This window comes from Streptomyces sp. HUAS 31 (assembly GCF_028198125.1).
Lineage (GTDB): Bacteria > Actinomycetota > Actinomycetes > Streptomycetales > Streptomycetaceae > Streptomyces > Streptomyces chartreusis.
Genome location: NZ_CP116353.1, coordinates 2133676 through 2158622, shown reverse-complemented (window position 1 = coordinate 2158622; position 24947 = coordinate 2133676). Strand labels below are relative to the sequence as shown.

Sequence of the window (24947 nt, the reverse complement as noted above, 5' to 3'; positions counted from 1 at the left end):
CCGGAGGAAAGCCCGAGAGGGTGAGTACAAAGGAAGCGTCCGTTCCTTGAGAACTCAACAGCGTGCCAAAAATCAACGCCAGATATGTTGATACCCCGTCTCCAACCGTACGGTTGGGGCGAGGTTCCTTTGAAATAACACAGCGAGGACGCTGTGAACCGGGAGACTATTCCTCTCCTGGTTCCGCTCTCGTGTGTGTGCACCGGATTACCGGTAGACATTCACGGAGAGTTTGATCCTGGCTCAGGACGAACGCTGGCGGCGTGCTTAACACATGCAAGTCGAACGATGAACCACTTCGGTGGGGATTAGTGGCGAACGGGTGAGTAACACGTGGGCAATCTGCCCTTCACTCTGGGACAAGCCCTGGAAACGGGGTCTAATACCGGATAACACTCCTGTCCTCCTGGACGGGGGTTAAAAGCTCCGGCGGTGAAGGATGAGCCCGCGGCCTATCAGCTTGTTGGTGAGGTAATGGCTCACCAAGGCGACGACGGGTAGCCGGCCTGAGAGGGCGACCGGCCACACTGGGACTGAGACACGGCCCAGACTCCTACGGGAGGCAGCAGTGGGGAATATTGCACAATGGGCGAAAGCCTGATGCAGCGACGCCGCGTGAGGGATGACGGCCTTCGGGTTGTAAACCTCTTTCAGCAGGGAAGAAGCGAAAGTGACGGTACCTGCAGAAGAAGCGCCGGCTAACTACGTGCCAGCAGCCGCGGTAATACGTAGGGCGCAAGCGTTGTCCGGAATTATTGGGCGTAAAGAGCTCGTAGGCGGCTTGTCACGTCGGGTGTGAAAGCCCGGGGCTTAACCCCGGGTCTGCATTCGATACGGGCTAGCTAGAGTGTGGTAGGGGAGATCGGAATTCCTGGTGTAGCGGTGAAATGCGCAGATATCAGGAGGAACACCGGTGGCGAAGGCGGATCTCTGGGCCATTACTGACGCTGAGGAGCGAAAGCGTGGGGAGCGAACAGGATTAGATACCCTGGTAGTCCACGCCGTAAACGGTGGGAACTAGGTGTTGGCGACATTCCACGTCGTCGGTGCCGCAGCTAACGCATTAAGTTCCCCGCCTGGGGAGTACGGCCGCAAGGCTAAAACTCAAAGGAATTGACGGGGGCCCGCACAAGCAGCGGAGCATGTGGCTTAATTCGACGCAACGCGAAGAACCTTACCAAGGCTTGACATACACCGGAAACGTCTGGAGACAGGCGCCCCCTTGTGGTCGGTGTACAGGTGGTGCATGGCTGTCGTCAGCTCGTGTCGTGAGATGTTGGGTTAAGTCCCGCAACGAGCGCAACCCTTGTTCTGTGTTGCCAGCATGCCCTTCGGGGTGATGGGGACTCACAGGAGACCGCCGGGGTCAACTCGGAGGAAGGTGGGGACGACGTCAAGTCATCATGCCCCTTATGTCTTGGGCTGCACACGTGCTACAATGGCAGGTACAATGAGCTGCGATACCGTGAGGTGGAGCGAATCTCAAAAAGCCTGTCTCAGTTCGGATTGGGGTCTGCAACTCGACCCCATGAAGTCGGAGTTGCTAGTAATCGCAGATCAGCATTGCTGCGGTGAATACGTTCCCGGGCCTTGTACACACCGCCCGTCACGTCACGAAAGTCGGTAACACCCGAAGCCGGTGGCCCAACCCCTTGTGGGAGGGAGCTGTCGAAGGTGGGACTGGCGATTGGGACGAAGTCGTAACAAGGTAGCCGTACCGGAAGGTGCGGCTGGATCACCTCCTTTCTAAGGAGCACTTCTCACCAACTCCGGTTGGTCAGAGGCCAGTACATCAGCGAATGTCTGATGCTGGTTGCTCATGGGTGGAACGTTGATTATTCGGCACGATCCAGGATGGATCAGGCGCTAGTACTGCCCCTCGGGGCGTGGAACGCTGATCTGGTCAACTGATCGTGCCGGGCACGCTGTTGGGTGTCTGAGGGTACGGATTTGATCCCGACCTCAGTGCCGGCGCCGGTGAAGCACCACAGGGTGGTGTGTGACGGTGTACTGGTCGTTGTTTGAGAACTGCACAGTGGACGCGAGCATCTGTGGCCAAGTTTTTAAGGGCGCACGGTGGATGCCTTGGCACCAGGAACCGATGAAGGACGTGGGAGGCCACGATAGTCCCCGGGGAGTCGTCAACCAGGCTTTGATCCGGGGGTTTCCGAATGGGGAAACCCGGCAGTCGTCATGGGCTGTCACCCTTGTCTGAACACATAGGGCAAGTGGAGGGAACGCGGGGAAGTGAAACATCTCAGTACCCGCAGGAAGAGAAAACAACCGTGATTCCGGGAGTAGTGGCGAGCGAAACTGGATGAGGCCAAACCGTATACGTGTGAGACCCGGCAGGGGTTGCGTATGCGGGGTTGTGGGATCTCTCTTTTACAGTCTGCCGGCTGTGAGACGAGTCAGAAACCGTTGATGTAGGCGAAGGACATGCGAAAGGTCCGGCGTAGAGGGTAAGACCCCCGTAGTCGAAACGTCAGCGGCTCGTTTGAGAGACACCCAAGTAGCACGGGGCCCGAGAAATCCCGTGTGAATCTGGCGGGACCACCCGCTAAGCCTAAATATTCCCTGGTGACCGATAGCGGATAGTACCGTGAGGGAATGGTGAAAAGTACCCCGGGAGGGGAGTGAAATAGTACCTGAAACCGTGTGCCTACAAGCCGTGGGAGCGTCGGACGTCAAGTTTACTTGATGTCTCGTGACTGCGTGCCTTTTGAAGAATGAGCCTGCGAGTTTGCGGTGTGTTGCGAGGTTAACCCGTGTGGGGAAGCCGTAGCGAAAGCGAGTCCGAATAGGGCGATATAGTAGCGCGCTCAAGACCCGAAGCGGAGTGATCTAGCCATGGGCAGGTTGAAGCGGAGGTAAGACTTCGTGGAGGACCGAACCCACCAGGGTTGAAAACCTGGGGGATGACCTGTGGTTAGGGGTGAAAGGCCAATCAAACTCCGTGATAGCTGGTTCTCCCCGAAATGCATTTAGGTGCAGCGTCGTGTGTTTCTTGCCGGAGGTAGAGCACTGGATAGGCGATGGGCCCTACCGGGTTACTGACCTTAGCCAAACTCCGAATGCCGGTAAGTGAGAGCGCGGCAGTGAGACTGTGGGGGATAAGCTCCATGGTCGAGAGGGAAACAGCCCAGAGCATCGACTAAGGCCCCTAAGCGTACGCTAAGTGGGAAAGGATGTGGAGTCGCAGAGACAACCAGGAGGTTGGCTTAGAAGCAGCCACCCTTGAAAGAGTGCGTAATAGCTCACTGGTCTAGTGATTCCGCGCCGACAATGTAGCGGGGCTCAAGCGTACCGCCGAAGTCGTGTCATTCATACAACAGGGCCAACGCCCGTATGGATGGGTAGGGGAGCGTCGTGTGCCGGGTGAAGCCGCGCCGGAAGGCAGTGGTGGACGGTTCACGAGTGAGAATGCAGGCATGAGTAGCGATTCACACGTGAGAAACGTGTGCGCCGATTGACTAAGGGTTCCTGGGTCAAGCTGATCTGCCCAGGGTAAGTCGGGACCTAAGGCGAGGCCGACAGGCGTAGTCGATGGATAACCGGTTGATATTCCGGTACCCGCTGTGAAGCGTCAAACATCGAATCCAGTGATGCTAAGCCCGTGAAGCCGCCGGCTGAGTCTTCGGACGAGGTCGGAGTGGTGGAGCCGGTGACCCGAGCTGGTAGTAGGTGAGTGATGGGGTGACGCAGGAAGGTAGTCCATCCCGGGCGGTGGTTGTCCCGGGGTAAGGGTGTAGCCCGAGTGGTAGGCAAATCCGCCACTCATACAGGGTGAGACCTGATGCCGAGCCGATTGTGGTGAAGTGGATGATCCTATGCTGTCGAGAAAAGCCTCTAGCGAGTTTCATGGCGGCCCGTACCCTAAACCGACTCAGGTGGTCAGGTAGAGAATACCGAGGCGTTCGGGTGAACTATGGTTAAGGAACTCGGCAAAATGCCCCCGTAACTTCGGGAGAAGGGGGGCCACGTCTGGTGAGGAGACTTGCTCTCCGAGCTGGGGGTGGCCGCAGAGACCAGCGAGAAGCGACTGTTTACTAAAAACACAGGTCCGTGCGAAGCCGTAAGGCGATGTATACGGACTGACGCCTGCCCGGTGCTGGAACGTTAAGGGGACCGGTTAGCTCAGATTCGTCTGGGCGAAGCTGAGAACTTAAGCGCCAGTAAACGGCGGTGGTAACTATAACCATCCTAAGGTAGCGAAATTCCTTGTCGGGTAAGTTCCGACCTGCACGAATGGCGTAACGACTTCTCGACTGTCTCAACCATAGGCCCGGTGAAATTGCACTACGAGTAAAGATGCTCGTTTCGCGCAGCAGGACGGAAAGACCCCGGGACCTTTACTACAGTTTGATATTGGTGTTCGGTTCGGCTTGTGTAGGATAGCTGGGAGACTGTGAACTCTGGACGCCAGTTCAGGGGGAGTCGTCGTTGAAATACCAGTCTGGTCGTGCTGGATGTCTAACCTGGGTCCGTGATCCGGATCAGGGACAGTGTCTGATGGGTAGTTTAACTGGGGCGGTTGCCTCCTAAAGAGTAACGGAGGCGCCCAAAGGTTCCCTCAGCCTGGTTGGCAATCAGGTGTTGAGTGTAAGTGCACAAGGGAGCTTGACTGTGAGACCGACGGGTCGAGCAGGGACGAAAGTCGGGACTAGTGATCCGGCGGTGGCTTGTGGAAGCGCCGTCGCTCAACGGATAAAAGGTACCCCGGGGATAACAGGCTGATCTTCCCCAAGAGTCCATATCGACGGGATGGTTTGGCACCTCGATGTCGGCTCGTCGCATCCTGGGGCTGGAGTCGGTCCCAAGGGTTGGGCTGTTCGCCCATTAAAGCGGTACGCGAGCTGGGTTTAGAACGTCGTGAGACAGTTCGGTCCCTATCCGCTGCGCGCGCAGGAATATTGAGAAGGGCTGTCCCTAGTACGAGAGGACCGGGACGGACGAACCTCTGGTGTGCCAGTTGTTCTGCCAAGGGCATGGCTGGTTGGCTACGTTCGGGAGGGATAACCGCTGAAAGCATCTAAGCGGGAAGCCTGCTTCGAGATGAGTATTCCCACCCACTTGATGGGGTAAGGCTCCCAGTAGACGACTGGGTTGATAGGCCGGATCTGGAAGCACGGTAACGTGTGGAGGTGACCGGTACTAATAGGCCGAGGGCTTGTCCTCAGTTGCTCGCGTCCACTGTGTTAGTTCTGAGACAACGACCGTTGTCGGCTTAGAGCAGAACAGACAAAAGAAAAGTGTGCTTGTTCGCTCGAAACCATTAGGGTTTCGGTGGTTATAGCGTGAGGGAAACGCCCGGTTACATTCCGAACCCGGAAGCTAAGCCTTACAGCGCCGATGGTACTGCAGGGGGGACCCTGTGGGAGAGTAGGACGCCGCCGAACAATCTTTGGAGGACCCCTGGTCCCAGCGTTCAGCTGGGACCAGGGGTCCTTTTGTTTTTACAATGCTTGAGGTACCGAAGACAGGAGTCACCCATGTCCACCAACTCTCCCGACGACCGACCGGAGCGCGACCAGCGTCGACGGGACGGCGGTGACCGTGGTGATCGAGGCGGTTTCCGGGGAGACCGCGGTGACCGTGGGGGCTTCCGTCGTGACAACGACCGTCGCGACAACGACCGCGGTGGCGACCGCAGTCGCTTCCGCCGTGATGACAGCCGCGGTGACAGTCGTGGTGACAGCCGTGGCGACAGTCGTGGTGACAGCCGTGGTGGATATGGCCGGCGTGACGACCGCCGAGACGATCGGCGGGATGACCGCCGCGACGATCGTCGTGATGACCGGCGTGACGGTGACCGTGGGCCCCGTCCGTCCTTCCGCCGTGACGAGCGGCCGGGTGGGCCGCGTCGGGACGACCGGGATCGGGACCGTGGGTTCCGGCGGGACGGCGACCGTCCGTCCTTCCGCCGTGACGACCGGCCGAGTGGACCGCGTCGGGACGACGACCGCGGCGGGTACGGCCGGCGTGACGACAGGCGCGACGACAACCGTGGTGGCTACGGGCGTCGCGACGACCGCCGGGGCGATGACCGGGACCGTGGCTTCCGGCGTGACGACCGCCGTGATGATCGGCGTGACGACCGTCGGGATGATCGGCGTGACGACCGTGGTGGCTTCCGGCGTGACGACCGCGATCGTGGCTTCCGTCGGGATGACCGTGGTGACCGCGGTGGGTTCCGGCGCGATGACCGCCGTGATGACCGGCGTGACAGTGACCGTGGCGAGCGCGGCGACCGTGGTGGGTTCCGGCGTGATGACAGCCGCGGGGACCGCGGTGGGTTCCGGCGCGACGACCGTCGGGATGACAGGCGTGACGATCGCCGTGACGACAGGCGGGACGATCGGCGCGACGGCCGTCGTGACAGTGACCGTGGCGAACGCGGTGGGTTCCGTGGGCGGGACGACCGCGGTGGCCGCGGGCCTCGTCGGGACGACCGTGGCGGGCGCCCCGGAGGGTTCCGTGGGCGTGACGACCGGCGGGACGATCGCCGCGATGACCGTCGGGACGACCGGCGTGGTGGCGGGCGGTTCCGGGACGAGCGGGACCGTGACCGGGACCGCGAGCCGATCAAGCGGCTGCCGATCCCCGAGGACGTCACGGGCGACGAGATCGACAAGGACGTACGGCAGGAGCTCCAGAGCCTGCCGAAGACGCTCGCGGAGGACGTCGCCAAGAACCTGGTGATGGTCGCGCGGCTCATCGACGAGGACCCCGAGGGTGCCTACGGCTACTCCAAGGTGGCTCTTCGGCTCGCGTCGCGTGTCGCCGCCGTACGAGAGGCGGGCGGGTTCGCCGCCTACGCCAACCAGAAGTACGCGGAGGCGCTCGCCGAGTTCCGGGCGGCACGGCGGATGACCGGTGGCGTGGAGCTGTGGCCGCTGATGGCCGACTGCGAGCGTGGGCTCGGGCGGCCGGAGAAGGCGCTGGACATGGCCGGGGCTCCCGAGGTGCAGAAGCTCGACAAGGCCGGGCAGGTCGAGATGCGGCTCGTCGCGGCCGGCGCCCGGCGTGACATGGGGCAGCTGGACGCGGCCATCGTGACGCTGCAGAGCCCTGAGCTCGCCTCCAGCTCCGTACAGCCCTGGACCGCGCGGCTCCGGTACGCCTATGCGGACGCGCTGCTCGCCGCCGGGCGGCAGGGTGAGGCCCGTGAGTGGTTCGCGAAGGCCGTGGAGGCCGACAAGGACGGCAGCACGGACGCCTCCGACCGGCTCGCGGAGATGGACGGTGTGGAGTTCGTCGACGCCTTCGAAGGGGACGAGGACGAGGGTGACGAGCGGGAGGCTCGCGATGAGGCCGACGAGGACCGCGACGCGTAGCGGCGAGTGACGTGAGGGGCGGGATCCGGCAACGGGTCCCGCCCCTTCGGCGTTCTAGAGGTCCAGCGCGCGCAGGACCAGGCCGGACGCCGGCTTCGGGCCGAACGACGTCGACTTGCGGGGCATGGTGACGCCCTGGCGGGCGAGGTCGCGTACGACGTCCTCGCGGACGGGGTGCATCAGGACTGCCGTACCGCCGTCGCGTTCCGCCTTGTCGACGGTGGCGGCGGTGTCGTGGATGTACGCGATGCGGGTGGGGTCGTCCTCGGGGACGTGCCAGACGTGGGCGAGGAGCGTGGCGTGCAGGACCGTCGCGTCCAGGGTGCGCCAGGCGGTGGGGCGGTCGGCGGGGACCGTGCGGGCGAGGAGGTCCGCGTCCGGCTGGTCGACGAGGTGGAAGGCGCCGTCGCCGGCGATGAGGAAGGCGTTGCCCGCGCAGGCCGCGTCGGCCAGGGTGTCCAGTGCCGCGGCGAGTGGGACTTCGAGGCGGCGGACGCGGAACAGGCCATCGAGGGCTGCCAGGGCGTCCGGCACCGGCACGCCGTGCAGCAGACGGTGGATGGCGCGCACGCGCAGGGGGTAGCGGGCCGTGTCGACCAGGAGGACGAGGCCGTAGTCCCAGGCGCTCGGCGAGCCGTGCTCCGCGCGTAGACGTCGATAAGTCGCCCAGCGGTGATGGCCGTCGGCGATCAGGGCCTGGCGTCGGGTCAGGTCCGACTGGATGCGGTCCAGGTCGGCGGGGTCGGTGATCGCCCACAGGCGGTGGCTGAAGCCGTCCTCGGTGGTGGTCGCGAGGAGCGGCGGGCCCTCGATGGTCCGCTCGATGACGGAGGAGGTGTCGGCCGCCGTGCCGTTGCCCCGGTAGGTCAGCAGCAGGGGTTCGAGGTTCGCGGACGTGGCACGCATCAGGTCCGCCCGGTCGGCGACCACGTGCGGCATGACGTCCTCGTGCGGCAGGACCAGGCCCTCCGACGGCTCCGACACCCGCAGGGCGCCGATGACGCCGCGTTGCAGCATGCCCTCGCCGTCGCTCTGTTCGTAGACGTAGAGACCGGGGTCGGTGTCGGTGGTCAGTACGCCTTCGGACAGCCAGCGGTGCAGGGTGCGCGCCGCCTGTTCGTTGCGGGCGGCCGGCGTGTCGGCCTGGGGCAGGATCAGGCGGACGATGTTGTGCGGGTCCGAGTCCTGGAGGTGGTGCAGGCCGTCGGGGCGGACGACGACGTCGTACGGAGGGGATGTCACGGCGGCCAGGCTGCCGACCCGGTCGGGGTCGTAGCGCAGCCCTCGGAACGGGGTCAGTTCGAGGCCTCGGCGCGCCGTTGCTTCCGGGTGACCTGCTGTGTTCATCCCGGCATCGTACGGGTGTCGGTGGCATGGGGGATGATCGGGGGAAAGCCGTCGAACGAGGAGCGATGCCAAATGAGCCAGAGCGTCAGGACGAGCCCCTCGGGCAGTGGCCGGGCCCTGAGCGAGGCGTACGACACGGCGCTGCTCGACCTCGACGGTGTGGTGTACGCGGGCGGGAACGCGATCGTGCATGCCGTCGAGTCGCTCGCGGCGGCGCGGACGGGCGGGATGCATCTCGCGTACGTCACGAACAACGCCCTGCGGACGCCGGACGTCGTGGCCGCTCATCTGACGGCACTGGGGATACCCACGGGCGCGGACGACGTCATCACCTCGGCGCAGGCGGCCGCGCGGCTGATCAGCGAGCAGGTGCCGGAGGGCGCCCGGGTGCTCGTCATCGGCGGCGAGGGGCTGCGGGTGGCGCTGCGCGAGCGCGGCCTCGAGCCGGTCGAGTCGGCGGACGACGATCCGGCGGCGGTGGTGCAGGGGTTCGGCGGGCCGGAGCTGGTGTGGGGGCGGTTCGCGGAGGCGTGCTACGCGATCGCGCGTGGGGTGCCCTGGTTCGCGTCCAACACCGACCTGACGATCCCGGGCGCCCGAGGGATCGGGCCGGGCAACGGCGCGGCGGTGGAGGTCGTTCGGATCGCGACCGGCGCCGAGCCGCAGGTGGCGGGCAAGCCGTTGCCTCCCATGCACCGCGAGACGATCCTGCGTACCGGCGCCGAGCGGCCGCTGGTGGTGGGGGACCGGCTGGACACGGACATCGAGGGCGCGTTCAACGGAGAGGTCGACTCGCTGCTCGTCCTGACCGGCGTGACCGACGGCGCCCAGCTGCTCGCCGCGCCGCCGCAGCACCGGCCGACCTATGTCGACGCCGATCTGCGCGGGCTGCTCACCGGGCAGCCGGAGGTCGCCGAGCGGGGGGACGGCTTCCGGTGCGGTGGCTGGACGGCGACGGCGCGGGCGGACCGGCTGGAACTCGACGGTGACGGAACGCCCTTGGACGGCCTGCGGGCGCTGTGCGCGGCGGCCTGGACGGCGGCCGGCGACGGCTCGTACGCCCTGGACTCGGGGAAGGTGCTGGCCCGGCTGGGGTGGTGAGCCGCAGGACGGCCGCGGTGTGGGGGAGCACATACAGCGGGATCGTGGCTGGTTGGGAGGGTAGGCTAACCTAACTGCGTGTTGGTTGACAGTCCTCCCGAACAGCGCGCGGAGTCCGTGTCCGCGCCACCAACCCGACGGGCGATACGTGCCGTTGGGTTGCTCGTCTCTGTCCTGATCCTGGTGGCCGTCGTGTTGGCCAGTATCGCGATCGGGGCGAAACAGCTGTCCCTGGGGGAGGTCTGGCACGGGCTCTTCGAGAGTTCGGGCACCTACGGCGACGTCGTGGTCGACGACCGCATCTCGCGCACCGTCCTCGGACTGCTCGCCGGCGCCGCGCTCGGGCTCGCCGGTGCCGTGCTCCAGGCGCTCACCCGCAACCCGCTGGCCGACCCCGGTCTGCTCGGCATCAACGCGGGCGCGTCCGCGGCGGTCGTCACCGCCATCACCTTCTTCGGCGTCACGAGCCTGAACGTCTACGTCTGGTTCGCCTTCCTCGGCGCCGCCGCGGTCGGGGCGATGGTCTGGTTCCTCGGCGGCAGCCGGGGTGCCACTCCGGTCCGGCTCGCGCTGGCCGGTACGGCGATAAGCGCCGCGCTCTACGGCTATCTCCAGGCCGTGATGATCATGGACAGCGCGGCGCTGAACAGGATGCGCTTCTGGACGGTCGGTTCGCTGACCTCGGCGACCGACTCCACCATCAAGCAGGTGCTGCCGTTCCTCGTGGCCGGCATGGTCCTCGCGCTCGCCCTCGCCCGGCCGCTCAACGCCATGGAGATGGGCGACGACACCGCCAAGGCGCTCGGCGCCAACCTGAACCGCACCCGGGTGCTGTCGATGCTCGCGGCCACCGTGCTGTGCGGTGCCGCGACCGCCGCGTGCGGGCCGATCGTGTTCGTCGGCCTGATGGTGCCGCACGTCGTGCGCTCCTTCACCGGGCCGGACCTGCGCTGGATCCTGCCGTACGCGGCCGTGCTGTCGCCCGTGCTGCTGCTCGGCGCCGACATCATCGGCCGGCTCGTCGCCCGGCCCTCCGAGCTCCAGGTCGGCATCGTCACCGCGATCCTCGGCGGCCCGGTCTTCATCTTTCTCGTACGACGGCGGAGGACGGCCCAGCTGTGAGGACCGCAGTGAAGAGCGAACCGAAGGCGGACGCGCCGGAGGCGGTGAAGTCCGCCCGCGCCAACCGTGCCGTACGGACGCCGGGCGGGCTCTCCGTCCGCCTGGACGTGCGGGCGCTGACCGTCGTCCTGCTGTTGCTGCTGGCCGGGCTCGCCGCGAGTGTGCTGCTGATCGGCACCGGCGACTTCCCGATCGGGGCCGGCGACGTCCTCAGAACGCTGTTCGGCGAGGGCAACGCCGGGCAGGAGTTCATCGTCAACGAGCTGCGGCTGCCGCGCGTGCTGGTCGGGCTCCTGGTCGGGGCCTCGCTCGGCCTCGGCGGCGCCCTGTTCCAGGCGCTGTCCCGCAACCCGCTGGGCAGCCCGGACATCCTCGGCCTCGGACAGGGCGCCACGGCCGGCGCGCTCGTGGTGATCGTGCTGTTCTCCGGGGACGCGGGCCAGGTCACCGTCGGCGCCCTGGCGGGCGGACTGGCGACCGGTCTCGCCATCTACCTGCTCGCCTGGAAGCGGGGTGTGCACGGTTATCGACTGGTCCTGGTCGGTATCGGCATGTCCGCGATCATGACTGCGGTCAACGGCTATCTCCTGACCAAGGCCGACCTGGTCGACGCGGCCCGCGCGGTCGTGTGGATGACCGGCTCGCTCAGCGGCCGTGACTGGGACCAGGTCTGGCCGCTGCTCGCCCTGTGCGGCCTTCTCGTGCCGCTCGTCCTCGCCAACGCGCGCGGCCTGCGGATGATGGAGATGGGCGACGACGTGTCGTACGCCCTCGGGGTGCGCGTCGAACGCGTACGGCTGCTGCTGATGCTGGCCGCCGTGCTGCTCACCGCGGCCGCCACCGCCGCCGCCGGTCCCGTCAGCTTCGTGGCGCTCACCGCCCCGCAGCTCGCTCGGCGCCTGACCCGCTCGCCGGGGCCGAACCTGCTGCCCTCCCTGTGCATGGGCGCCGCGCTGCTCGTCGCCGCCGACTGGATCTCCCAGCGGGTCTTCGGCGCCGACCAGATGCCCGTGGGCGTGGTCACGGGCGTGCTCGGCGGCGTATATCTGCTGTGGCTGCTGGTCACCGAGCGCAAGGCGGGCCGGATATGAGCGCCGGCGACGAGAACAGCAGCAAGAGCAGTCAGGGCCTCAGCAGCGGGCCGAACCACCGAAGGAGCACTGTGAACCGCCTGTCCGCCGACAACGTCACCCTCGCCTACGACCAGAGGGTCATCGCAGAGCAGTTGTCGGTGGAGATACCCGACAACTCCTTCACCGTGATCGTCGGCCCGAACGCGTGCGGCAAGTCCACCCTGCTGCGGGCGCTGTCGCGGATGCTCAGGCCCAGCCAGGGCCGGGTGCTCCTCGACGGCCAGGTCATCCAGTCGATGCCGGCGAAGAAGGTCGCGCGCACCCTCGGGCTGCTGCCGCAGTCCTCGATCGCGCCCGACGGGATCACCGTCGCCGACCTGGTGGGCCGCGGCCGGTACCCGCACCAGGGGATCCTGCGCCAGTGGTCGACCGAGGACGAGCGGGTCGTCCAGGAGTCCATGGAGCAGACCGGCGTCGCCGAGCTCGCCGATCGCTATGTCGACGAACTGTCCGGCGGTCAGCGCCAGCGCGTGTGGATCGCGATGGCGCTCGCCCAGCAGACGCCGCTGCTGCTGCTCGACGAGCCGACGACCTACCTCGACATCCAGCACCAGATCGACGTCCTCGACCTGTGCGCCCAGCTGCACGAGGAGCAGGGCCGAACGCTCGTCGCCGTGCTGCACGACCTCAACCACGCGGCCCGCTACGCCACCCACCTCATCGCCCTGCGCGGCGGGGCCGTCATCGCCGAGGGCGCGCCGAACGACATCGTCACGGCCGAGCTGGTCGAGGAGGTCTTCGGGCTGCGCTGCCAGGTCATCGACGACCCGGAGACCGGTACGCCGCTGGTGGTCCCGGCGGCGCGCAAGGCACGAGAACAGGTCAAGAAGGAGCAGGGCACGAGGGACCGGGTCGAGCGGGAAGCCGCAGAGGGGGCCCAGGCCGAGAAGGTGGCGGCTACAGAAGCTTCCTGAGCAGCAGCAGGTCGCGCATCCCCGCGTGCAGCTTCACCCGGCCCGCGCCCCAGGCCTTGGCGAAGTTCAGCTCGCCCGACACAAGGGCGACCAGATCGTCGCCGGTCATGCTCAGCCTGATCTGGGCCTTCTCGCGTGGTGGGCCCTGGAGTGTGTCGTGGACGTGGATCCGGCCGCCCGCCATGCGGCCGGCGAAGGTGACGTCCAGGTCGGTGATGTGGCAGCTCACCGAGCGGTCCAGGGCCGCGGCCGACCGGGCGTCCCCTTCGGCGCGCTGCATGTTGTCCGAGAGCTTTTCGAGTGCGGCGCGGCACTCCTCAGTCGTGGCCATCGCGATCGACGGTACCCCAGCGGTTCGGGGTAGCGTCTGGGCATGAGCGACACGGTTCCCGAGACGCAGATCCCGGTGGCGCAGGCCGAGGCGGAGACCGCGGCCGAGGACGCGACCGGGCTCGCGGCCGAACCCGAGTACGACCCGGCCGCCCCCGCCCCGCTGAACGTCCCCCGCGTGCCCACCGGCGACGCCGAGGTGGACGCCCAGCTGGAGCGCCTCGGTGATGCCGACCACCTCGCCACCGACGGGCACCTGGAGGTGTACGAGGATGTACACCGGGGGCTGCGCGACGCGCTGACCGCGCTCGACGCCCGCCCGGGACCTCCGGCGCCCCCGTCGATGCCTGGGATGAGGAGCTGAACCGAACGTGGCAGGAGTCGCACGCCGCCGTCTTGACGCGGAGCTGGTCCGCCGGAAGCTCGCGCGTTCGCGTGAGCACGCCAGCCAGCTGATCGCCGCCGGACGGGTGACCGTCGGCAAGACCGTCGCGACCAAGCCGGCCACCCAGGTGGAAACCGCGGCGGCGATCGTCGTCCAGGCGGACTCCGGCGATCCCGAGTACGTCTCCCGCGGCGGGCACAAGCTCGCGGGCGCGCTGGAGGTCTTCGTGCCCCAGGGACTCGAGGTGCGCGGGCGGCGGGCGCTGGACGCCGGCGCGTCCACCGGAGGCTTCACCGATGTGCTGCTGCGGGCCGGAGCCGCGCACGTCGTCGCGGTGGACGTCGGATACGGACAACTCGCCTGGACTCTCCAAAGCGATGAACGCGTCACCGTCAAGGACCGTACGAACGTACGCGAGTTGACGCTCGAAGCGATCGATGGGGAACCAGTGGATCTTGTCGTGGGGGATCTGTCCTTCATCCCGCTCGGCCTGGTGCTGCCCGCCCTGGTGCGGTGCGTGAAGCCGGACGCCGATCTGGTGATGATGGTGAAGCCGCAGTTCGAGGTGGGGAAGGAACGGCTGGGCAGTGGGGGAGTCGTACGGAGTCCGCAGCTGCGGGCGGAGGCCGTGCGCGGTGTCGCCGAGAAGGCGTGGGATCTCGGGCTCGGGGTGAACGGGGTCACGGCGAGTCCGTTGCCCGGACCCTCCGGAAATGTCGAGTACTTTCTGTGGCTGCGTGCCGGGGCGCCCGCTCTGGACCCGGCCGACGTTGACCGAGCAGTGGCGGAGGGGCCGCGTTGATGCAGAACTCAGCTCGTACTGTTTTTCTCCTCGCCCACACGGGGCGGCCGGCGGCCATTCGCAGCGCCGAACTGGTGGTCAAGGGACTGCTGCGGTCGGGGATCGGCGTGCGGGTGCTGTCGGCGGAGGCGCAGGACCTGCCCCTGCCGGACGAGGTGGAACTCGTCAAGGAGGCGACCCCGCAGTGCCTGGACGGGTGTGAGCTGCTCATCGTGCTCGGCGGCGACGGGACGCTGCTGCGCGGCGCCGAGTTCGCGCGGGCGTCCGGGGTGCCGATGCTGGGCGTGAACCTCGGGCGTGTCGGGTTCCTCGCGGAGGCCGAGCGGGACGACCTGGACAAGGTTGTCGACCGGGTCGTCACCAAGGCGTACGAGGTCGAGGAGCGGATGACGGTCGACGTCGTCGTGCACAAGAACGGCGACATCGTGCACACGGACTGGGCGCTGAACGAGGCGGCCGTGCAGAAGGCCGGCGCCGAGAAGCTCCTCGAGGTCGTGCTGGAGATCGACGGGCGGCCGGTGACCGGGTTCGGGTGCGACGGCATCGTGCTGTCCACGCCGACGGGGTCGACCGCCTATGCGTTCTCCGCCGGCGGGCCGGTGGTGTGGCCGGAGGTCGAGGCGCTGTTGATGGTGCCGATCTCGGCGCACGCGCTGTTCGCGAAGCCGCTGGTGACCTCGCCGGACTCCGTGCTCGCCGTGGAGGTGCTCCCGCACATCCCGCCCGGGGTGTTGTGGTGCGACGGGCGGCGGACCGTGGAGTTGCCGCCGGGGGCGCGGGTGGAGGTGCGGCGAGGGGCTGTGCCGGTGCGGCTGGCTCGGTTGCATCACGCGTCGTTCACCGACCGGCTCGTGGCGAAGTTCGCGTTGCCGGTCTCCGGGTGGCGGGGCGCGCCGCACTAGCCGAATCGCCGTGGGGTGCGGGAGTGCGTCGGCTGCTGCGGGTTCGTCGTGGCTTGTCGCGCAGTTCCCCGCGCCCCTGAAGGCGTTGCACTCGCCCGGGTGACAATGCGCCGTCGATACCCATTCGTCACCTGGACCTTCACATGACTGGGACCGGGGGGCGTCGCATCCCCGGTACCCGACCTCGTAAGGTCGTGTCCGTGTTGGAGGAGATGCGGATACGGTCGCTCGGAGTCATCGACGACGCGGTCGTCGAGCTGTCGCCGGGGTTCACCGCCGTGACGGGCGAGACGGGTGCGGGCAAGACCATGGTGGTCACGAGCCTGGGGCTGCTGCTCGGCGGGCGGGCGGACCCGGCACTCGTGCGGATCGGGGCCGAGAAAGCGGTCGTGGAGGGGCGGATCACCGTCCCCGCGGGCACGTCGGCCGTGGTACGGGCGGAGGAGGCGGGGGCGGAGCTCGACGACGGTGCGTTGCTCATCAGCCGTACCGTTTCCGCCGAAGGGCGGTCCCGGGCCCACCTGGGCGGGCGCAGCGTGCCCGTGGGGATGCTGGCCGAGCTCGCCGACGAGCTGGTGGCCGTGCACGGGCAGACCGACCAGCAGGGGCTGCTGAAGCTCACCCGGCAGCGTCAGGCGCTCGACCGGTACGCGGGCGACGCCGTCGCGGTGCCGCTCGCCAAGTACGGCGAGGCCTACCGGCGGTTGCGGGCGGTCGCGGTCGAGCTGGAGGAGATCGTCACGCGCGCGCGTGAGCGGGCCCAGGAAGCCGACATGCTGCGGTTCGGGCTCGACGAGATCGCCGGTGTCGAGCCGCGCGCGGGCGAGGACGTGGAGCTCGCCGAGGAGGCCGAGCGGCTCGGGCACGCGGAGGCCCTGTCGTCCGCCGCCACGGCCGCCCACGCCGCTCTCGCCGGCAATCCGGAGGACCCCGAGGGCATCGACGCGGCCACGCTCGTCGCGGGCGCGCAGCGGGCCCTGGACGCCGTCCGCGCGCACGACCCGGCGCTGGCGGCGCTCGCCGACCGGATCGGGGAGATCGGGATCCTGCTGGGCGACGTCGCCGGGGAGTTGGCGGGGTACGCCGACGACCTCGACGCCGATCCGCTGCGGCTCGCGGCCGTCGAGGAACGGCGGGCCGCGCTGAACACGCTCACACGTAAGTACGGCGAGGACATCGCCACCGTGCTCGCCTGGGCCGAGCAGGGCAGCAGCCGGCTGACCGAACTGGACAGCGACGACGACCGGATCGGCGAGCTGACCGCCGAGCGGGACGCGCTGCGCGCCGAGCTGGGCGGGCTGGCGCAGGCGCTGACGGACGCGCGCACGGAGGCGGCCGAGCGGTTCGCCGCCGCGGTGACGGCGGAGCTGGCCTCGCTCGCGATGCCGCACGCGCGCGTGTCGTTCGCCCTGCGGCAGACCGAGGACCCGGAGGGCGTCGAGGTCGACGGCCGTACCGTCGCGTACGGGCCGTCGGGCGTCGACGAGGTCGAGCTGCTGCTCGCCCCGCATCCGGGGGCGCCGCCGCGGCCGATCGCCAAGGGTGCCTCCGGCGGTGAGCTCTCGCGCGTGATGCTGGCCGTGGAGGTCGTGTTCGCGGGGACCGATCCCGTGCCGACGTACCTCTTCGACGAGGTCGACGCCGGTGTCGGCGGCAAGGCGGCCGTGGAGATCGGGCGCCGGCTCGCCCGGCTGGCCAAGACCGCGCAGGTGGTCGTCGTGACGCATCTGCCCCAGGTCGCCGCGTTCGCCGACCGGCAGTTGCTCGTCGAGAAGACCAACGACGGGTCGGTCACCCGTTCCGGCGTGAAGGTCCTGGAGGGCGAGGAGCGGGTCCGCGAGCTGTCCCGGATGCTGGCGGGCCAGGAGGACTCGGAGACCGCCCGGGCGCACGCCGAGGAACTCCTGGAGACGGCTCGGTCCGACGGCTAGGGGTTGCCGTGGCGCGGGGTGCCGGCGTGATCCGGAGGACACCCACGGGCCGGCGCCCCGGGGCCCGTAGGGTGGCCGGATGATCAGGCAAGGCGTTTCGCTCGGGCTGTCCGCCGCCCTCACCCGTGCCACCGCCGGCGCCCTGCGCGCCAGGGCCCCCGGTGGCCGGGAGCGATGGGAGCGGAAGAACTACGCGGGGCGGAACGTGGAGTTGTACGCCGGGCCCGCCTCGGCGCTGGCCGTCGCGGTCGGTGCGGGGCGGGTGTCGCCGGCCGCCGGGGTCGCCGTGGCGGTCGCCGGGATCTGCGGGGCGTACGACGACATCGCCGGGGCGGACGACGCGCGACGCGGCTTCCGGGCGCATCTGCGCGCTCTGCGGGACGGCGAAGTCACCAGCGGGGCCGTCAAGTTGCTCGGGATCTCGGCCGCCGGGCTCGTCGCGGGCGCGTTCCTGAAGGAGCGGCCGCTGGACAAACTGCTGGCCGGGGTCGTGATCGCCGGTGCCGCGCACTTCGTGAACCTCGTGGACGTACGGCCCGGTCGGGCCGCCGCCGCGGTGCTCGCGCTCGGCGCGCCGGGGCTGTTCCGGGCCGGAGCCGGTGCCGAGGTCGCCGCCACCGCCATGGGCGCCGCCGCGGCCGTACTGCCCGACGACCTCGGTGAACGGGCGATGATCGGCGACACCGGGGCGCATGCGCTGGGCGCTGCCCTGGGTGCCGCAGTCGTTGCTGGATGGGGGTCCCCCCGCTCGAGCGGAGCCGAGAGTGGGGGAGGCCGCGCGGGACTGGTCGCGCATGCCGCCGCTGTCGTGGCCGCGGCGGTGTACGGGGACAAAGTGAGTGAAACGGTACGGGTGTTGGGCGGGACCTGAACCGCAGGGGCTCGGCTCCTTGAGACATGCGCCACGCGCGCGTGTTCGTGCACAACGGCCACCGCGACTCACTCGTGCAGGTGACTCCGGCCGCCGCGTTGCCCGCCCTCGTACTCCCGACGGTCCCGGAACACCCGTGCGTCCTGGCATCCTTGGCGTAAACATGTCGTACGCGAAGGGATCCTCGCGGTACACCCCCTCCGCCCGATCCTTCTGTACGTTCTTCGTGACCGTCCCACCCACAACCAGGAGCCCCGGCCACGTGACCCCCGTGAGCAGCCACTCACCGCACGGCCAGTCGTCGCTGCGCACCGTGCAGGTGCTGGGCGGCGGCAACGCAGGCAGCAGCGCACATGTGCGATCGCTGGCCTCGGGGCTGGTCGCGCGGGGCGTGCGGGTCACCGTGTGCGCCCCTGTCGACGCCGATCGCGCCTACGACTTCACGGGCGCCGGCGCCGAACACGTGCATGTGCCGCGCAGCAGCGATCCCGCCTCCGTGGCCGCGCTGCGGGCGGTGTGCGCGGACGCCGACCTGGTGCACGCGCACGGGCTGCACGCCTCCTTCCGCGCGGTGCTGGCGCTCAGCGGTCGGCGTACTCCGCTCGTCGTCACCTGGCACGACCGGGCGTATGCCGAGGGTGCCCGCGCCCATCTCGTGCGGCTGTTGGAGCGGCGGGTCGTCAAGGCCGCCTCCGTCGTCCTCGGCACCACCTCGGCGCTGGTGGACCGGGCCCGCCGCACAGGTGCCCGGGACGCGCGCCTCGCCGCCGTCGCCCTGCCGGGTCGCCGACCGGAGGTCGAGAAGGACGACCCCGACCGGCGCCGGCCCAAGGTGCGAGCCGAACTCGGCGCCACCGGACGGCCGTTGCTCATCGCGGTCGGCTCCCTGGACCGGCATCGCGGATACGACGTACTGCTGGACGCCTCGCGCGAGTGGCGCGAGCTCGACCCCGCCCCGTTGGTCGTGATCGCGGGGGAGGGGGCGCTGCGGGCCGGGCTCCAGCGCCGGATCGAGGACGAGGAGCTGCCCGTGCGGCTCATCGGGCGCCGCGACGACGTCTCCGAGCTGCTCGCCGCCGCCGACATCGCCCTGCTGTCCAGCAGTTGGGAGTCGCGGTCCGTCCTCGCGCAGGAAGCCCTGCACGCGCGCGTGCCGCTCGTCGCCACCGATGTCGGCGGAATGTCCGAACTCGTCGGCGACGCCGCCGAACTCGTCCCGTACGGCGACGCGGGCTCCCTCGCCGAGACCGTCGTACGACTGCTCGCGGACCCCGAGCGGCAGGACCTCCTGCGGGAGCGGGGTGTGCGGCAGGCGGCAACCTGGCCGACCGAGGACGAGACGGTCGCCCAAGTGCTCAGTGTCTACGACGAGTTGACGCAGCCCCGGCCCATGATCTGAGTGGCCGCTAGGCGACGTGCCGTCTGGCCCGGAGCGCCAGGCTCAACGCCAGTACCGTCTGGGGGTCGTCGAGGTCGGTGCCGAGCAACTCGCCGATGCGGGCGAGGCGGTTGTAGAGCGTCTGCCGGTTCAGGTGCAGTTCGCGGGCCGTCTCCGCCTTGCGGCCCGCGTGCGCCAAGTACGTCTCCAGCGTGGGCAGCAGCGGCGGCTTCGAGCGGTCGTCGTGGTCGCGCAGCGGGCCGATCGCGCGGTCCACGAAGGCCGCGAGGTCGGGATGGTCGCGCAACCGCCACAGCAGCAGGTCGATGTCCAGCCGACGGGCGTCGTACCAGGGGCGGTCCGCCAGGCCCTGCGCGGCCGTCGCCGTCTCCGCCGCGTGCCGCAGGCCCGCCGAGGCCGCCGTCCAGCCGCCCGGGACGCCGACCACCACGACCGGCGGCCGGGCCCCGGGACGCTGGATCCCGGCCCGCTCCACGCCCGCGCGCAGCGCCACCGCGACCCGGTCCGCGACCGCCGACCGCTCCGTCTCCGCACGCAGGCCCACCAGCAGCGGCACCCGGCCCTCCACCGGCCGCACGCCCAGCAGCACCGGCACCCCCACCGAGGCCAGCTCCTCACCGACCGCGCGCGCCAGCACCGCCCAGCCGCCGCCCGGCGACAGCACGTCCCCGAGCCGCATCACCACCGGCAGCAGCGGGCTGTCACCCGGCTTGAAGCCCAGCACGCGCGCCTGTGCCGGGGCGTCCTCGGCGGCGACCCGGCCCTCCGCGAGGTCGGTCAGGAAGTCGCCCCGCCCGCGCGCCGCCAGCTCCTCCTCCTGGCGGGCCTGCATCAGCACCACGGCGAGGATGCCCGCGGCCCGTTCGGCGGCCATGCGGTGCACCGGTGCCAGCGGGCCCAGCACGGGCAGCAGGACGATACGGCCGCGCACCGACCCCGCGCCCTGGCCGCCGCCCGGCACGTCCACCAGCACCGAACCCGTGGGCGGCGGCGTGTCCTTGTGCTGCCCCCGCAGCCCCTCCCACACCTGCAACGGGTCCGCGCCCTCGGGACCGGCGCCGGCCGCGTACAGCAGCCGCCCGTCGGTGGCCTCCAGGAAGACCGGGTTGCCGCTGAAGTCCGCGAGGATGCCCAGCACTTGGGGCACGCCACCGCCGCCGAGCAGGGCCTCGGTGCAGCGGCGGTGCACCTCCTCCGCCCGTTGCAGCAGCGCATAGTGGCCGTTGACGATCTCGGTGTGGATCTCCTCGGTGACCGTCACGAAGGGGACCTGGCGATGCAGCTGGACGAGCGGGAGACCGGCCGCGCGGGCCGTGTCGACCAGGGCCGCGGGCAGCCGGGTGAAACGGGCGCCCAGCTCGATGACCAGCGCCGCGATGCCGCGCTCCGCCAGGGTGCGCACGAACGCGCGCTGGTCGGCGGGCCGGGTACCGAGGCCGTAGCCCGTGGTCAGCAGCAGTTCCCCGCCCTTGAGCAGGGAGGCGATGTTGGGCACCTCGCCCGCGTGCACCCAGCGCACGGTCCTCCCCAGCCGGTCGGCGCCCGCGAGGATCTCGGGCAGCCCGCTGCGCAGACCGGGCAGCTCCAGCGCCCGCCGGACGGTGATCCCGGCGCCGTGAGTGTCGAATCCGCTGTTCGTCGCGCTGTCCATAGGCGGACGCTACCTGTGCGAATGGCCTCCTGACACCTCCGAGGACGTTCATCGGGAGGGGCGGACGGACGCCGACGCCGCCGGCGGGCGACCGAGCCGGCGAGCCGGTCAGGCCGGCCTGATGTTGTGGTTGAAGCGGAACACGTTGTCCGGGTCGTATCGGCGCTTCAGATCGGCCAGGCGCCGAGTGTTCTCCGGGCCGAGGCCGGCGACGACCCGCTCGGCGCCCTCGTCGCCGATGAAGTTGAGGTAGACCGCTCCCGTGCTCCACGGCTGTGCCGCCGCGCGCACCTCGCGGACCCAGCTCACACAGCGCTCGTCGTCCGCGGGGTCCTCCCAGATCGCGAAGGGGTGCACGGCCCACGGCGCGTCCCGGTAGGGCACGGGGTACTCGTGCGGGCCCGCCGCGATCGCCCCGCCCTGCGGGAACAGCACATGGATGGTGCCGGTCGGCGGCATCGCATCGCCCCCGGCGCAGAACGCGTCCAGGTAGGCGTCGGGCGCGCTCGTCAGATACTCCGCCGACCAGTAGTTACGCATCCCCGGCGGATCGTCGAGCATGCACTGGACGTCGGCGTACGGCATCGCCCCGACGATCTCCGACTCGTGCGGCAGCGCCAGCAGGGGCTCGGCCAGCTTGCGCATGTCCTCCTCGGGCCCTGCGTACGTCAGCAGTGCACCGCACAGGAGCTTGCCGACCAGGTGCGGCGGTACGAACTCCTCCGGCGGGCCGGTGAGATAGAGCACGCCGCCGCTCGCCTCGTCGGGGGCCATGGTGATCAGCTCGCGGTAGGTGCGGGTGACCTCGGGGCCGAACTCCGGGAGGTACAGCACCAGCGCGATGGAGAACTCGGGCAGCTCGTGGAGCTTCAGGGTGAGCGCGGTCGCGACGCCGAAGTTGCCGCCTCCGCCGTGCAGACCCCAGAACAGCTCCGGGTTCTCGTCGGCGCTCGCGTGGACCCGCTCGCCGTCCGCGGTGACGAGCTCGACGCCGACCAGGTTGTCGACGGCCAGCCCGCACCAGCGGTCCAGCCAGCCGGAGCCGCCGCCGAGGACGAAACCGCCGACCCCGGTCGTGGAGGCCCGGCCGCCGGTCGTGGCGAGGGCGTGCGGCTGGCAGGCGCGGTCCAGGTCGCTCATGGTGGCGCCGCCCGCGACCCGTACCGCCTCGGCCGCGGGATCGACGCTCACCGCGCGCATGTGCCGCAGGTCGACGACCAGTCCGCCGTCGTTGACCGCCGTGCCCGCCACGCTGTGGCCGCCGCCGCGCACCGCGATGTTGAGATCGAGGTCCCTTCCGAACCGCACGGCCCGCACGACGTCGTTCTCGTCCACGCACTGGGCGATGACCGCGGGCCGGCGGTCGATCATCGCGTTGAAGACCGTGCGGGCCTCGTCGTAGCCCGCGTCCGACGGGGCGAACACGTCGCCGACCAGATCCTCGCGCAGCGCGGCGAGGGCCGCGCCCGCCTTCGATGGGGAGGCCATGGGGGCGCCCCCTTTCGTGCAGGGGCTGATGCATCCCAGCGTAGGCAGGCTTCGGCCGGCGGTCCTGTTCAGCCGCCGTAGGCCCCCGAGGCCGTCAGGCGCAGCGCGGTGTCGATCAGCGGAACGTGGCTGAAGGCCTGCGGGAAGTTGCCGACCTGGCGCTGGCGCACCGGGTCCCACTCCTCGGCCAGCAGACCGAGGTCGTTGCGCAGCGACAGCAGCCTCTCGAACAGCTTGCGGGCCTCGTCGACGCGGCCGATCATCGCCAGGTCGTCCGCCATCCAGAAGGAGCAGGCGAGGAAGGCACCTTCGTCACCGGACAGACCGTCGACGCCCTCGTGCTCGCCCTGCGTCGGGTAGCGCAGGATGAAGCCGTCGGAGGTGGACAGCTCGCGCTGGATCGCCTCGATGGTGCCGATCACGCGCTTGTCGTCCGGCGGCAGGAAGCCCATCTGCGGGATCAGCAGCAGGGAGGCGTCCAGCTCCTTGGAGCCGTACGACTGCGTGAACGTGTTGCGTTCCTTGTCGTAGCCCTTGTCGCACACGTCCCGGTGGATCTCGTCGCGCAGTTCCTTCCAGCGCTCCAGCGGGCCGTCCGCGTCGCCGGACTCGATCAGCTTGATCGTGCGGTCGACGGCGACCCAGGCCATCACCTTGGAGTGCACGAAGTGGCGGCGCGGGCCGCGCACCTCCCAGATGCCCTCGTCCGGCTCCTGCCAGTGGTCCTCCAGGTAGCGGATCAGCTTCAGCTGGAGCAGGGAGGCGTAGTCGTTGCGGGCCAGGCCCGTCATGTGCGCCAGGTGCAGGGCCTCGGTGACCTCGCCGTAGACGTCCAGCTGGAGCTGGTGCGCGGCGCCGTTGCCGACCCGGACCGGCCCGGAGTTCTCGTAGCCGGGCAGCCAGTCCAGCTCCGCCTCGCCGAGCTCGCGCTCGCCGGCGATGCCGTACATGATCTGGAGGTTCTCCGGGTCGCCCGCGACCGCCCTGAGCAGCCATTCGCGCCAGGCGCGGGCCTCCTCGCGGTAGCCGGTGCGCAGCAGCGAGGACAGCGTGATCGCCGCGTCGCGGAGCCAGGTGTAGCGGTAATCCCAGTTGCGGACGCCGCCGATGTCCTCGGGCAGGGACGTCGTCGGGGCGGCGACGATGCCGCCCGTGGGGGCGTAGGTCAGCGCCTTGAGGGTGATCAGCGAGCGGATGACCGCCTCGCGGTAGGGGCCGTGGTACGTGCAGTGCTCGACCCACTCGCGCCAGAAGTCCTCCGTCGCCGTCAGTGACTGCTCCGGCTCGGGCAGCGCCGGGGGCTGCTTGTGCGAGGGCTCCCAGGAGATCGTGAACGCGATCCGCTCACCCGGGGCGACCGTGAAGTCCGAGTACGTCGTCAGCGACTTGCCGTAGGTCTCGGCCTCCGTGTCGAACCACACCGAGTCCGGGCCCGCGACGGCGACCGTACGGCCCTCGTGCTTGTGCACCCAGGGCACCACCCGGCCGTACGAGAAACGCATCCGCAGCGTCGAGCGCATGGGCACCCGGCCCGAGACGCCCTCCACGATCCGGATCAGCTGGGGCGCGCCGTCACGCGGGGGCATGAAGTCGATCACCCGGACCGTGCCGCGCGGCGTGTCCCACTCGGACTCCAGGATCAGGGAGTCACCGCGGTAGCTGCGCCGGGCCGCGGTGGGCGGCGGGGAGTCGGAGGCGTGCGCGGGGCCGAGCCGCCAGAAACCGTGTTCCTCGGTGCCCAGCAGTCCGGCGAAGATGGCATGCGAGTCGAAGCGGGGCAGGCACAGCCAGTCCACTGTGCCGTCCCGGCAGACCAGCGCGGCGGTCTGCATGTCTCCGATGAGTGCGTAGTCTTCGATGCGCCCGGCCACGTGCAACTCCAGTCGAACGGCCACGTCACCCCCTCCTGGGAACAAGGGGGCTCTCGCTAGTGCGGTCAAGGGGTGTTGTAAATCGTCGTTGAGCGGTGAAGCAAAGCAGCCGCTTCGGCCGTGAGGCAAAACGACTGTCGTTTCTCGACAATCTCTGCTCAACGAACTGACGAGCTCTCGTTGTTCCGGAGGCCACGGGCGAGGGGTGGTGCCGTGTTACCGGCCGGGCTCGGCAGCGAATGTCCGAGCAGGATACGACGCACGTAGATGATCTGCGTGCCGCTCCGGGCAACCCGGGTCCGCCGAACGGGTGAGCAAGGGGTGAGAAACCGGGACGGTCGTGCAGGTTCGTGGCGGGACGTG

Annotated in this window: 17 protein-coding genes and 3 rRNA genes; 15 read left to right on the top strand and 5 right to left on the bottom strand. The window is 69.2% G+C overall.

All coding sequences use genetic code 11. The features are described from left to right. The first annotated feature begins 220 nt into the window (after positions 1-220). From PGH47_RS09425 to PGH47_RS09405, 5 genes are all read left to right on the top strand, one after another. A 16S ribosomal RNA gene (locus tag PGH47_RS09425) occupies positions 221-1746 on the top strand. Between the two features lie 307 nt (positions 1747-2053). Then, positions 2054-5178 (top strand): 23S ribosomal RNA (locus PGH47_RS09420). Between the two features lie 104 nt (positions 5179-5282). Beyond that, positions 5283-5399: ribosomal RNA gene (gene rrf / locus PGH47_RS09415) — 5S ribosomal RNA — on the top strand. The 16S, 23S and 5S rRNA genes sit together here, the layout of an rRNA operon. Positions 5400-5700: 301 nt before the next feature. Next, complete coding sequence (locus PGH47_RS09410; protein WP_271668016.1) at positions 5701-6702, top strand: hypothetical protein; 1002 nt, start codon at positions 5701-5703, stop codon at positions 6700-6702. Then, the gene (locus tag PGH47_RS09405) at positions 6594-7337 is read left to right on the top strand and encodes a tetratricopeptide repeat protein (RefSeq protein WP_271668015.1); all 744 of its coding nucleotides are present in this window, start codon (positions 6594-6596) and stop codon (positions 7335-7337) included. Before PGH47_RS09410 ends, PGH47_RS09405 begins: the two co-directional genes overlap by 109 nt. A gap of 54 nt (positions 7338-7391) precedes the next feature. Here the strand turns inward: PGH47_RS09405 and PGH47_RS09400 are convergent, their stop codons facing one another. Beyond that, positions 7392-8684, bottom strand: a complete 1293-nt coding sequence (locus PGH47_RS09400; RefSeq protein ID WP_271663037.1) for a DUF1015 domain-containing protein — start codon at positions 8682-8684, stop codon at positions 7392-7394. Between the two features lie 72 nt (positions 8685-8756). On the opposite strand from PGH47_RS09400, the gene PGH47_RS09395 reads away from it, so the two are divergent. The 4 genes from PGH47_RS09395 to PGH47_RS09380 all read left to right on the top strand — a co-directional run bounded on the left by PGH47_RS09395 (position 8757) and on the right by PGH47_RS09380 (position 12954). Next, the gene (locus PGH47_RS09395; protein ID WP_271663036.1) at positions 8757-9785 is read left to right on the top strand and encodes an HAD hydrolase-like protein; all 1029 of its coding nucleotides are present in this window, start codon (positions 8757-8759) and stop codon (positions 9783-9785) included. A 78-nt stretch (positions 9786-9863) separates the two neighbouring features. Then, positions 9864-10907, top strand: a complete 1044-nt coding sequence (locus tag PGH47_RS09390) for a FecCD family ABC transporter permease (protein ID WP_271663035.1) — start codon at positions 9864-9866, stop codon at positions 10905-10907. A 44-nt stretch (positions 10908-10951) separates the two neighbouring features. Continuing rightward, complete coding sequence (locus tag PGH47_RS09385; RefSeq protein ID WP_271668014.1) at positions 10952-11998, top strand: FecCD family ABC transporter permease; 1047 nt, start codon at positions 10952-10954, stop codon at positions 11996-11998. Next, positions 11995-12954, top strand: a complete 960-nt coding sequence (locus PGH47_RS09380; RefSeq protein ID WP_271663034.1) for an ABC transporter ATP-binding protein — start codon at positions 11995-11997, stop codon at positions 12952-12954. Before PGH47_RS09385 ends, PGH47_RS09380 begins: the two co-directional genes overlap by 4 nt. On the opposite strand, the gene PGH47_RS09375 is transcribed toward PGH47_RS09380, so the two are convergent. Continuing rightward, positions 12938-13285 (bottom strand): SCP2 sterol-binding domain-containing protein, encoded by a 348-nt coding sequence (locus PGH47_RS09375; RefSeq protein ID WP_271663033.1) that lies wholly within the window; start codon positions 13283-13285, stop codon positions 12938-12940. The genes PGH47_RS09380 and PGH47_RS09375 overlap by 17 nt on opposite strands. 42 nt (positions 13286-13327) lie before the next feature. Here PGH47_RS09375 and PGH47_RS09370 point away from each other — a divergent pair, with 42 nt between their 5' ends. The 6 genes from PGH47_RS09370 (at position 13328) to PGH47_RS09345 (ending at position 19574) form a co-directional block, all read left to right on the top strand. Beyond that, positions 13328-13648, top strand: a complete 321-nt coding sequence (locus PGH47_RS09370) for a hypothetical protein (protein ID WP_271663032.1) — start codon at positions 13328-13330, stop codon at positions 13646-13648. Between the two features lie 7 nt (positions 13649-13655). Beyond that, the gene (locus PGH47_RS09365; protein ID WP_176577672.1) at positions 13656-14471 is read left to right on the top strand and encodes a TlyA family RNA methyltransferase; all 816 of its coding nucleotides are present in this window, start codon (positions 13656-13658) and stop codon (positions 14469-14471) included. Continuing rightward, on the top strand, positions 14468-15373 hold the full coding sequence (locus tag PGH47_RS09360; RefSeq protein WP_125526988.1) for an NAD kinase: 906 nt from the start codon (positions 14468-14470) through the stop codon (positions 15371-15373). Before PGH47_RS09365 ends, PGH47_RS09360 begins: the two co-directional genes overlap by 4 nt. Positions 15374-15585: 212 nt before the next feature. Next, positions 15586-17304: a DNA repair protein RecN gene (recN, locus tag PGH47_RS09355; protein ID WP_269645346.1), complete on the top strand. Its 1719-nt coding sequence runs from the start codon at positions 15586-15588 to the stop codon at positions 17302-17304. Positions 17305-17383: 79 nt separating this feature from the next. Next, positions 17384-18175 (top strand): hypothetical protein, encoded by a 792-nt coding sequence (locus PGH47_RS09350; protein WP_271663031.1) that lies wholly within the window; start codon positions 17384-17386, stop codon positions 18173-18175. A gap of 262 nt (positions 18176-18437) precedes the next feature. Further along, positions 18438-19574, top strand: a complete 1137-nt coding sequence (locus PGH47_RS09345) for a glycosyltransferase family 4 protein (RefSeq protein ID WP_271663030.1) — start codon at positions 18438-18440, stop codon at positions 19572-19574. A 7-nt stretch (positions 19575-19581) separates the two neighbouring features. Here the strand turns inward: PGH47_RS09345 and PGH47_RS09340 are convergent, their stop codons facing one another. The 3 genes from PGH47_RS09340 to PGH47_RS09330 form a co-directional block, all read right to left on the bottom strand. Next, on the bottom strand, positions 19582-21225 hold the full coding sequence (locus PGH47_RS09340) for a PucR family transcriptional regulator (protein ID WP_271663029.1): 1644 nt from the start codon (positions 21223-21225) through the stop codon (positions 19582-19584). Between the two features lie 108 nt (positions 21226-21333). Next, on the bottom strand, positions 21334-22713 hold the full coding sequence (locus PGH47_RS09335; RefSeq protein ID WP_271663028.1) for an FAD-binding oxidoreductase: 1380 nt from the start codon (positions 22711-22713) through the stop codon (positions 21334-21336). Between the two features lie 68 nt (positions 22714-22781). Beyond that, positions 22782-24608 (bottom strand): glycoside hydrolase family 15 protein, encoded by a 1827-nt coding sequence (locus PGH47_RS09330; protein WP_271663027.1) that lies wholly within the window; start codon positions 24606-24608, stop codon positions 22782-22784. Positions 24609-24947 lie beyond the last annotated feature (339 nt).